Raw genomic sequence first — 10,579 nt, forward strand, 5'->3', positions numbered from 1 at the left:
AGAAGCTACTTCTGGAACACCATTTATTCGGAAAAAAAGGCTGTGACAAGACTTTTTTCACAGCCTTTATTTAGTATTAGATAACTCGATGACTCAACAATAATCCGTGAGTTTTTTTCGCCCATTCTTTGTCAATTCATAACAGGTTAGTGGTCGACCAATCTCCAAATATCTGATTCTTTCATTCAGTATATCTTGTTCCACCAAAAAATTTAAATATTTCTTGACGGAGATACGTGAAAGTGCACTTTTTTGAGCCAGTTCTTTTGTTGAAAAAATAGTCTCTTCTTTTAGGATAGATGCACTGATTTTTTTTAAAGTCAGTTTTGACAGACCTTTAGGCAAATCAATGAATGAAGGTGTTTCGTGAATGGGAGTGGTATGGTTGAATACTTGATCGATCAATTTCTGATCTGCTTTTTCAGTCGTTTGGATCGTCTGAGAGAAAGCAAGGTATTTTTCAATCGCCAACTGGAAACGTTGCAAAGTGAAGGGTTTGATCAAATAATCTAAGGCACCATATCGGATCACAGTTTTTATGGTTTCGATATCATCTGCAGCGGTTATCAAGATCACTGGGATATCGTTTCCTTGCTGTCTCAGCCAAGATAAAAAATGGATACCACTTTCGCCAGGCATATATACATCAAGCAACAGCAGATCTGCGTTTTTTTGTCTGAAATATTTTTTTCCTTCTTCTACATTTCTGAAACTTTCGATTACGTTCATATTAGGTATACTTTCCACAAACGTACGATTCAATTCTGCAACCATTGGATCATCTTCAATTATTAGGACATTTGTCATCATTTTGATCTTCCTTTTTTGGTAATTCTAGATAGACGATTGTACCGCCATTTGCTTGTTTGGAAAATTCTAAGATCCCACCGTGACGTTTGACAATTGAATGGATGATATTCAACCCATATCCACGATTGATTCCTTTCGTCGAAAAACCTAGCGTAAATATTTTTTCTGAGATTTCTTCTGATATTCCGACACCGTCATCGCAGACGGTCACGATGAATACTTCCGCTTCTGTGTCATAGTTTAAATCGAGCCGAACCTGTCCGTTTCTTTCAGGCATTTGAAGTACGGCTTCTTTAGCATTATCAAGTAAGTTCCCTAACACTTGCAAAAGTGAATGGATGGAGTCGTCCATCTCCATTTTAGGGATAAAAGAATCGCTTTCTAACAACATTTCAACAGATTGTTCTTTGGCTTCGTTTATTTTTCCTAATAAAAAACCGGAAATCGCAGGGACTTTGATCAGATTTGAAACTTGGCCAATCTCTTTTTTATAATTTTGATTTAGCTGTTGGATAAAATGGGTGACTTCTTCATATTTCTTCAAGTCAATCAAGCCAGAAATGACGTGAAGTTTATTCATAAATTCATGAGTTTGAGCTCTCATAGAGTTTATATATTGTTTCGTCCCTCCAAGCTCCTCCATTAATTTCATTACTTCTGATCGATTTCGTAAAGTTGCGACTGCTCCTAAAAAACGGTCATTGCTAAAAAGAGGTGTAACGCTAGAAATAGTTTCTATCCCATTTAAATACATGGATTGAGTCCGAACAGTCGTTTGGTGCTCGATTGTCTCTTTAAACAATACGTCATATAGATTATCGCTGATTTTTTTTCCTACTTCGAAATCCGACAGCCGTTTTGTTTGATAGAAAATATTTTTTGCAGGTGTATTGATCAAGAGGATAGTTTTATCAGAAGAGATGGCCAATATTCCTTCATCTACTTCATTTTCGATAATCGTTTTTTCACTTAACTGTTCCGCTATTTCTTGCGGTTCAAGTCCAAGCAGTACTTTTTTCATTTTTTGGGCAAGAAAAACGGCGCCTATGATGCCTACGCTAAGTCCGATGATCAATGAAAAAACAATCATTTTTTGTCCATCTTTGACCTGATTGTCGATCGTGTTGTTCGTCAAGCCAACACAAACTGCACCAATAATCTCTTGATCATAATAAATAGGGACGAAATAGCGGAAGCCGAACCCTAACATTCCTTCTTTTTCAGAGAAAAATTCTTGTCCTCCAATCACTTTTTTCACATCTTCATGACTTGAGAAAGGAAGGCCGATGTAACTTGGGTCTGCGTGAGAATATCGAATGCCTTCAGGGTCCATGACAACAATAAAATCTAAATTCGATGCCACCATGATTTCATTCGTGATTCCTTGAATCACATGTGTCGGATCACCAGTCTGAAGCTTTTTTTGGATGAGTTTATCGCTGGCAACGATTTTAGCGATGCTAGAGATTCTATCTGACACACTAGATCGGTTCATCGAAAGAATAAAATTCCTAATCAATATGGCAGAAACAATCAAAGAAACGAACGTGGAGAAACAAACGACAAGAATGATGGTATTTTGGAGCTTTAATGGTTTTTTCTTAAGGAAAGGAAACATAGGCTACCTCGAAAGAATTTATTGTGAAAATTTTAACATGAAAAATGAAAATTAACAAATTGGCATTGATAAATAGAAGCTTTCTATGAATAAATACCTTTGAATCGGTGAAAGAAGCTATACAGAATTTTCAAACATTGGTATGATAGACGTAGAAAGGGAAGGAGGCGTGTATATGATAGGGGGAATCGCACTTGAGACGATTTATTGGTATACATTGCTGATTTGTGCGGGGTTGGCAGTTCTTTTGATTATTTTTGGAGATGTCTTCGACTTTGATGGCCCACTTGATCCAATGCTTATTATCCCTTGGCTAACTTTTACAAGTTTGTTTGGTTTTCTTGGTGAGCGTCTAACGGATCAATCCTCTTTATTTTTATTTATTGCCAGTGGAGCCATATCGACAGTTTTGGTATTTTTGCTTAATTTCTATCTATTGATGCCGATGAAACATGCCGAATCAACGATGTCGTCTTCTGAAAAGACTTTGGAAGGGCAAGTAGCTGTTGTGATCACACCAATCCCTGTACGGGGCATGGGAGAAATCCAATTAAAAAGTGTTACCGGTTCCATTAGTCGTCCTGCTTGTTTCTACAGCCCCCAAGAACAGATAGCGGAGCGGGGAACGAAAGTATTGATCATTGAGATCAAGGAAAGAATCTGTTATGTCATGCCTTATGAAAGCATGATAAAAGCTTAAAGGAGCGTGTGTTAAATGGGAATACCAGTTGTTTTTATCGCGATCGCAATCGCAGCGTTGATTTTGCTGATGCTACTGATCGTCTTTGTAGCGAAGTACCAAACAGCAAAACCAGATGAAGCGTTGATCATCAGTGGAAGTTATTTAGGAAGCAAAAATGTACACAAAGATGAAAGTGACAACAAAATCAAAATCGTGCGAGGAGGCGGAGCGTTCGTCTTACCGGTTTTCCAACGTTCGAATCGAATCAGTCTATTATCTAGCAAATTGGACGTTTCTACTCCAGAAGTGTATACAGAACAAGGCGTACCGGTGATGTGTGACGGTACTTCGATCATTAAAATTGGTTCTTCTGTAGAAGAGATTGCTACAGCAGCAGAACAGTTTTTAGGTAAGACTAGAGAAGAATTGGAGAATGAAGCAAGAGAAGTATTGGAAGGTCACTTACGTTCGATTCTAGGTTCTATGACTGTAGAAGAAATCTACCAAAATCGTGATAAGTTCAGTCAAAGCGTACAAGAAGTCGCTTCTGTAGACCTTGCAAAAATGGGATTGATCATTGTTTCTTTCACTATCAAAGAGGTCAGAGATAAAAATGGTTATCTTGACTCTTTAGGGAAACCAAGAATCGCCCAAGTCAAAAGAGATGCAGATATAGCAGAAGCAGAAGCTTTAAAAGAAACGCGTATCAAAAAAGCTCAAGCAGAAAAAGAATCACAAGCAGCTGAATTACAACGACAAACAGAAATCGCAGAATCATTGAAAGAAAAAGAATTGAAACTAGCAACCTACAAACAAGAACAAGATGTTGCTAAAGCGAAAGCAGACCAAGCCTACAACTTGGAAAGCGCCAGAGCACAACAACAAGTAATCGAGCAAGAAATGCAAATCAAAATCATAGAACGTCAAAAACAAATCGAATTAGAAGAAAAAGAAATTACACGTCGAGAAAAGCAATACGATTCGGAAGTGAAGAAAAAAGCAGATGCCGATCGTTACGCTAAAGAACAAGAAGCACAAGCTCAAAAAGTCAAAGAAGTGACCGAAGCAGAAGCCGAACGTTTCCGTGTGGAAGCACTAGCAGAAGCGGAAGCCAATAAGACAAGGTTAGCTGGACAGGCAGAAGCAGAAGCAGCATTAGCAAAAGGAAAAGCAGAAGCCGAAGCAAAACAAAAAATTGCCAATGCCTTCAAGGAATATGGCGAAGCAGCTGTCTTGAGTATGGTTATCGATATGCTACCGCAATTGATGCGCGAAGCAGCACAGCCGCTAGGAAATATCGAAAAAATCTCTGTTGTCGATACAGGAAGCAGCTCAGGAGAAACCAGTGGAGCGAACCGAGTGACAAATTATGCCACAAACTTGCTTTCTACTACTCAAGAAACATTAAAAGCGACAACAGGACTTGACTTGAAGGAAATCGTAGAGAATTTGTCGACACGTGGGACTACTAGCCAAGTAAATATGTATGAAGCACCAAAAGAGGCAGAACAACACTCGATGAAGGAAGAATAAAGTAGTACACTTCACCGATCAATAAAAAATGGAGGAAGGCTTTTCAAGTTCTTCTCTCCATTTTTTATGTTATTTCAAAAGAAAATCAGTCCTCGCTATTTTTCTTTTGTTTTTGGATCTTAGCTTCTATCTCTTGTAAACTTGTTCGCAGCAATCGTTCTTTCTTTTGGAGTTCGACCAAATCTTCTGATAGTTCTTCCTTCTTTTCTGTTTTAGGCGGACGAAGAAAGAAATTGATACCGATCGCAATGAATGTTCCTATAAAAGTATCTAGTACTCGTTGGATCGCGTACAAAGCAGATTCACCTTGAGGGATACTCAATGCGATCAGCAATAACGTAGCGATTGCGGAAATGATGCCGGAATTATTGTTGATGCCGTCTGACACGACAATCACAATAATTACTAGAATAGGAAGCAGGATCAATTCTACCAAAAAATCATTGTGAAAATAGCTTTTGACAAAAAAATAAATGATAGCTAGTGTACCACCTAATGTGTTGCCAATGATCCTAGATTTTCCAAAAGAAACGGTTGTAGTCAAGTCCTGACGCAAAGAAAAAACAGCAGATAATGCAGCAATCATTGGGATTCCTCGTTGAGTCAAATGAAAAAACAAGATACATAAAAAAACAGCTAAGGCACTTTTGATCGTACGCATACCTAGTCGAAAACGGCCAAATTGCATAGAGATTCTCCTTTTTGTTCTTTTTACCATCATACCTAAACTTTTGTCTGATAGCTAGTTTTTCATTATTCAAGTATAATTAAAACAGAAAAAGGGGGGAGTAAATGCGTATAGGAATGCGAACAATCAAAACGGTGATCAGTGTCTTCTTTTCAATGGTCACAGCGGGTAGCTTATCGCTATTGTATTGGCCAGCTGCAGGAATCATTGCATTATTGAGTGTGGGAAATACAAAACGCTCTACATTGCGTACAGGGATGAATCGAATCGCAGCCTTTATATTAGCTACGGCAACAGCACTGTTCAGTTTTTTTGCTGTTGGGTATACTATTTTTGGCTTCAGTCTTTTTTTATTCCTGTTCATCCCACTTGCCTCTCGCTTCAAATTAACTGAAGGAATCGTCGTAAATTCGGTTTTGGTCACTCATTATTTAGTGGAGGAAAACATGTCTTGGCAGCTGATCGGCAATGAAGCGGGATTAATGGCGATTGGATTAGTATTTGCTTTGCTTGCGAATGTCTATATGCCAGATCGTACGAAGCAGCTGAAGGAAAACCAAATACAGATTGAAAAAGAATTTCGGAATATCTTGAGACAAATGGCAGAATTTCTTTTATCGGAAAATAAAGGAGATGTGCAGATCAAATGCGAACATTTGCTGACATTCATTCGCGAAAGCCAAGAAGATGCCAGAGAACATCAAGAAAACTACTGGCTCAGACAGCCGCTATACTATGAAACTTACTTCTCTATGAGACGAGCACAGGTCAATGTGATTAAAGACATGTTGGAAAATCTAGAGCGGATCCAACAACCAGCTTATTATGGAAAACATATCTACGGTTTATTGATTTATACGGCAGAAACATTTTCAGAGTCAAATGATGGCAGACAAATCTTAGCGCGTATTGAAGAAGTTTATGTATTGTATCGGCAAATGCCTCTGCCGACTAGTCGCCCTGAATTCGAGGACCGAGCAGAATTGTTCCAGTTTTTGCAGTCTTTTAAAAGTTTTATTGAAATCAAGGCAGAATTCTCCCAACAAAAAATCAAAAAATAGAGGTTTTGAATTCAGCTAATACTCAGGTCAAAAAGCTGATTTCACAACCTCTTTCTTAAACGGTGTTCAAAAGCCAGTTTCTCGGTATTAAGCCAAATTTGTGCAAAAATGTGGAAAACCATTTTCACAAAATTTTTCTTAATACTCGAAACTAAGCGGCTTTTTCACAACCTCTTCTTTAAACGGTGTTCAAAAGCTTGCATCTGCGGGAACAAGTCCAGCCAAACGAAAAATAGGAGGAGCTATTTTTGTTCGGCTGTTCTTATTGCTTGATGCAGACCAGCTTTTTCACAACCTTTTAAAATTACATATTTTTCCATAAAACTTGCATTTGATCCAAGATGTCGATGACATCTTTTGTCAAGAAGAGAGAACGATTTGGCAAGTCACCTTCGATCATGTGTACCATATTGTTGTTTATTTCGTAATTCATGGCTTCAGAAGTACGCCCGCTTTCGATGAATTCCTTCGTACCGTCTGTAAATAGGATCTCCGCACGATCCGCACGAGGATAATCAGCAATCGTCACATAGCCGTTTTCAAAGGCCACGATACCGACTTTTGGCATTTTTGCCTGAAAAGTCAAGCTGACAGCAGCAAGTTCATTTTCTTTGTTGCGCAAAATAGTGACTGATTGCTCGTCTACGCCTGTTTCAAAAGGGACCATTGTAGAGGCAACTACTTCAGGCTGAGAACTCAAAAAGAAACGAGCGAAAGATACCGCATACGTACCGATATCCAATAGAGCTCCACCAGCTAATTCAGGATTGAAGAATCGGTTTTCTGGATCTGGTTCCTTATAACTGCCGAAAGGTGCTTGGATCATTTTTAAAGCCCCTAGTTTTCCTGTATCCATTATTGAGCGTAATTGCTGATAAAGCGGCATGTTGAAGATAGTCATGGCTTCTGCTAAAATCAGATTCTTTTCTTCTGCTAAACGCATAGCGTCAGCCAGTTCTTTTTTGTTCATCGTGATGGCTTTTTCGCATAAGACGTGTTTGCCTGCTTCCAATGCTGCCAAGATATGGTCGATATGCTGTTTATTTGGTACAGCAATGTATATGATGTCGATTTCAGCATCGTCTAACATTTCTTGATAGCTTCCGTAAGCTTTTGGAATATTGTAACGGTGTGCGAATTTTTCCGCTTTTTCTGAAGTTCTGGAAGCAACCGCTGTTAGTTCACTTGTCTCTTGATTGAAGCTTTCGGCAAACTCATGTGCGATGGTACCTAGTCCAACGATTCCCCATTGATATTTTTTCATCTGAAAACGCTCCTTCATAGTTGGATTGAGATTCTTTTCTGTCTATCATTATAACAAAAATCACGAAGAATGAAGGGGAGAGGACTTGAAACATTAAAAAAAATGAAAGCAGCGATTTAACAGGTGCTTTTTGACTAAAACTTAAGTAGAATAGTTAAAAGGAGGGGATAAACGTGCATCAAGTATATATTGATCTTATTATGAGTGTATTATTGGAACAGTTTGAAACTGAAAAAAACTTTTTAGATGAATACTTGCTGATCAGCCCAGAACAATGGAAAAAATGGAAAGATGGCGAGAAAAATTTGCCTTCTGAAGCGATGCAGAAAGTAAAAAATCTTTTCACTGATTATGAATGGATGCTTACGCAAAAGATTTTGCGTCAAACGATTATTTTTCCCGAGAAACGAAATATTGCTGTTGCAGAGTATAAACAAATTAAAACACGTATCGCGCAAAAATGGCTAAGCAGCAAAGCAGCAAAAGTCGAGCTGATCCCTTTGAAAAACAATCAGCAGGCTGGTAGGTACCTTGACTTGAAAGTAAGTATTCAATATGATGAATGGGGCTATGACGATATTTTGAATTTTCGTCTGCCAGCAGATGTTCAAAAACAGATTGAAGGAGAAAAAATCGAACTTCTTGATTGGGTGAATGAAAATCTGGAAGAAACTTACGTTCATGATACGAACGGGGAACGTGAAGAACAACGAAAGGATTTTTCAAGTGAATAAATTTTTAGGAATTGGAGCAGTTGTGATTATGATCGCAGCAATGGGCTATGTTATTTTTAGCGATGATGACGCGCATGTTCAAGCCGGCAATCAAACGGTCGAACGAACAAGCACCAAAACAACTGCTAGTAAAGAAAAGAACAGTCAAACAACAAGCAGCAAGGCAAAGGACAAAGAAACACAAGATCGTACATCCAAACAATTGCCAGATGTTAAAACAGACGATTGGCAGCTAGTTTTGGTTGGTCCAGATCACAAATTAGAAAAAGAAATCGATGAGTCTACTCAATTGGCATCATTGAGTAATGGCTATTTGATCGACAAACGTATTGCTCCGGAATATGAAGCATTTGCTAAAGCTGCCGAAGAAGCTGGGTTTCCGTTAGTTATGGTTTCAGCTTACCGGTCTGTATCATCCCAACAACAAGTTTTCGAACAAAATGTCCAAGATGTGATGCGTCGCCAAGGTGTATCAGAAGAGGAGGCGACAAAAATCACTAAAGAAACGATTACGGAGCCAGGATACAGCGAACACCACACAGGTCTGGCAGTCGATGTCGTCGATCAAAACTGGTACAACAGTTATCCTTCTACTGTATTGGATGCAAGTTACGGAGATCAGTCTGGAGCTAAATGGATCGCAGAGAATGCTGCGCAGTATGGATTTATCGTTCGTTATCCAAAAGGACGCGAAGATATAACTAAAATCACATATGAACCTTGGCACTTACGTTATGTCGGTAAAGAAAATGCTGAGTATATCACCAAACACCAATTGACGCTAGAAGAATATCTGAATGAATTAAATGAAAAGTAGGAATTGATCATGGCGAAAAAAAAGTGGAAAAAGCAAAAGCGTAAGAATATCCGTTGGCCAGCAGTGGTTGCCGGTGTAGTAGTGATACTCCTAGCCTTTGTTTTTTCCTTGAAGAATCTGTCTTCTCCTTTTACTGATAATCAGCAAGAAAATGAAGCGCAATCCCATCAGCAATTTATTGAACGGCTTGTTCCACATGCCCAAGAACTACAAGATGGTTATGGAGTGCTTCCTAGTATCATTTTAGGACAAGCTATATTAGAATCGAATTGGGGAAAAAGTACCTTGGCTAGCAAATACAATAATCTTTTCGGGATCAAGGCTTATGGGGATCAGAAGAAAGTAAGCCTGGAAACAAAGGAATTTGTTAACGAAGAATGGATAACTATCCAAGGAGACTTCAAAGTGTATGATTCATGGGAACAGTCCATGGATGACCATACACAACTGTTCGTCCAAGGAGTAGATTGGAATCCTGCACTGTATGAAAAAGTGATTACGGCCACCAATTATCAGGAAGCCGCACAAGCATTGCAAGATGCAGGTTATGCGACAGACCCCGGTTATGCGCAAAAAATCATCCAGGTCATCGAGACGTACCAGTTGAATCAGTATGACCGGAGATAGCAAAGGAGAAGTGGCTGATGGCAGAACAATTTACGCCGGAAATCATGACGGAATTGAGAAAAGATATCGTAAGAGTACCGGAAATCATTTTAGAAGCAAGCGGGATCAAGATATTTGGAAAATTGATTCGTTCGATCATCTTTACTACGGATATCGCAATCATACGAAATACAAATGCGAATGCAGTAATTGCTGTGTATCCTTTTACACCACATCCAGCAATTACTAAAAGTATCATTGAGGCAGCTGATATTCCGGTTTTTTCCGGTGTAGGAGGCGGATTGACACAAGGTGCTCGTTCTTCTTACATGAGCATGTTTGCAGAAGCGCAAGGTTCTTTAGGGGTCGTTTTGAATGGTCCTACACCTTTAGAGACAGTGAAAGAAGTTTGTCGAGTAGTTGATATCCCAGTTATCAGTACGGTAACATCGAAATATACAGAAATTGATGAAAAGCTAGCAGCTGGTATTTCGATTATCAATATCAGTGCGGGAAAAGAAACTGCAGAAGCAGTACGTCATTTTCGTAAAAAGTATCCTGAACTTCCTATTATTGCGACAGGCGGACCAACGGAAGAAAGTATTGCTGAGACCATTCAAGCAGGAGCAAATGCCATCACGTATACGCCGCCAAGTAGCGGAGAGCTTTTTAGTCGTAAAATGGAAAAATATCGGGAAACTGAAAAAGGAAACATGGATAACAGGTAAGAAGTAGAGGCTGGGACAGAAGCGTTTAACTCCAAGAA

General features: G+C 39.0%; 11 protein-coding genes. 7 read left to right on the forward strand and 4 right to left on the reverse strand.

Going from position 1 to position 10,579, the window contains the following annotated elements; genetic code table 11:
- Positions 1-93: 93 nt before the first annotated feature.
- Together HMPREF2961_RS10905 and HMPREF2961_RS15940 are read right to left on the reverse strand one after the other, a co-directional pair.
- Positions 94-810, reverse strand: a complete 717-nt coding sequence (locus HMPREF2961_RS10905) for a response regulator (RefSeq protein ID WP_083314227.1) — start codon at positions 808-810, stop codon at positions 94-96.
- Positions 785-2,428, reverse strand: coding sequence for an ATP-binding protein (locus tag HMPREF2961_RS15940; RefSeq protein WP_002315174.1), 1,644 nt, complete (start codon positions 2,426-2,428; stop codon positions 785-787). The genes HMPREF2961_RS10905 and HMPREF2961_RS15940 overlap by 26 nt, the downstream gene beginning before the upstream one ends.
- 175 nt (positions 2,429-2,603) lie before the next feature.
- Here HMPREF2961_RS15940 and HMPREF2961_RS10915 point away from each other — a divergent pair, with 175 nt between their 5' ends.
- A complete protein-coding gene (locus HMPREF2961_RS10915; RefSeq protein WP_002292922.1) occupies positions 2,604-3,128 on the forward strand; it encodes an NfeD family protein in 525 nt (174 codons plus the stop codon).
- 15 nt (positions 3,129-3,143) lie between these two features.
- Positions 3,144-4,643: a flotillin family protein gene (locus HMPREF2961_RS10920; RefSeq protein ID WP_002292923.1), complete on the forward strand. Its 1,500-nt coding sequence runs from the start codon at positions 3,144-3,146 to the stop codon at positions 4,641-4,643.
- Positions 4,644-4,728: 85 nt separating this feature from the next.
- Here the strand turns inward: HMPREF2961_RS10920 and HMPREF2961_RS10925 are convergent, their stop codons facing one another.
- Positions 4,729-5,331 carry an FUSC family protein gene (locus HMPREF2961_RS10925; RefSeq protein WP_002315172.1) on the reverse strand — a complete coding sequence of 201 codons (603 nt, stop codon included), beginning with the start codon at positions 5,329-5,331 and terminating at the stop codon, positions 4,729-4,731.
- Positions 5,332-5,435: 104 nt separating this feature from the next.
- Between HMPREF2961_RS10925 and HMPREF2961_RS10930 the strand changes: the two genes are divergently transcribed.
- Positions 5,436-6,392 carry an aromatic acid exporter family protein gene (locus HMPREF2961_RS10930; protein WP_002315171.1) on the forward strand — a complete coding sequence of 319 codons (957 nt, stop codon included), beginning with the start codon at positions 5,436-5,438 and terminating at the stop codon, positions 6,390-6,392.
- A 304-nt stretch (positions 6,393-6,696) separates the two neighbouring features.
- Here HMPREF2961_RS10930 and HMPREF2961_RS10935 read toward each other — a convergent pair whose 3' ends face one another.
- The gene (locus HMPREF2961_RS10935; RefSeq protein ID WP_002315170.1) at positions 6,697-7,656 is read right to left on the reverse strand and encodes a Gfo/Idh/MocA family protein; all 960 of its coding nucleotides are present in this window, start codon (positions 7,654-7,656) and stop codon (positions 6,697-6,699) included.
- Between the two features lie 173 nt (positions 7,657-7,829).
- Between HMPREF2961_RS10935 and HMPREF2961_RS10940 the strand changes: the two genes are divergently transcribed.
- The 4 genes from HMPREF2961_RS10940 to HMPREF2961_RS10955 are packed head-to-tail and all read left to right on the forward strand — an operon-like array spanning position 7,830 to position 10,541.
- Positions 7,830-8,390, forward strand: a complete 561-nt coding sequence (locus HMPREF2961_RS10940; RefSeq protein WP_070704777.1) for a hypothetical protein — start codon at positions 7,830-7,832, stop codon at positions 8,388-8,390.
- Positions 8,383-9,207: a M15 family metallopeptidase gene (locus HMPREF2961_RS10945; protein ID WP_070704780.1), complete on the forward strand. Its 825-nt coding sequence runs from the start codon at positions 8,383-8,385 to the stop codon at positions 9,205-9,207. Before HMPREF2961_RS10940 ends, HMPREF2961_RS10945 begins: the two co-directional genes overlap by 8 nt.
- Positions 9,208-9,216: 9 nt before the next feature.
- Positions 9,217-9,834, forward strand: coding sequence for a glycoside hydrolase family 73 protein (locus HMPREF2961_RS10950; RefSeq protein ID WP_002315168.1), 618 nt, complete (start codon positions 9,217-9,219; stop codon positions 9,832-9,834).
- 17 nt (positions 9,835-9,851) lie between these two features.
- Positions 9,852-10,541, forward strand: a complete 690-nt coding sequence (locus HMPREF2961_RS10955) for a beta/alpha barrel domain-containing protein (protein WP_002293277.1) — start codon at positions 9,852-9,854, stop codon at positions 10,539-10,541.
- The last annotated feature ends 38 nt before the right edge of the window (positions 10,542-10,579 follow it).

Origin of the sequence: Enterococcus sp. HMSC076E04 (genome assembly GCF_001814285.1) — a bacterium.
In the GTDB taxonomy this organism is placed as follows: Bacteria; Bacillota; Bacilli; order Lactobacillales; family Enterococcaceae; genus Enterococcus_B; species Enterococcus_B lactis.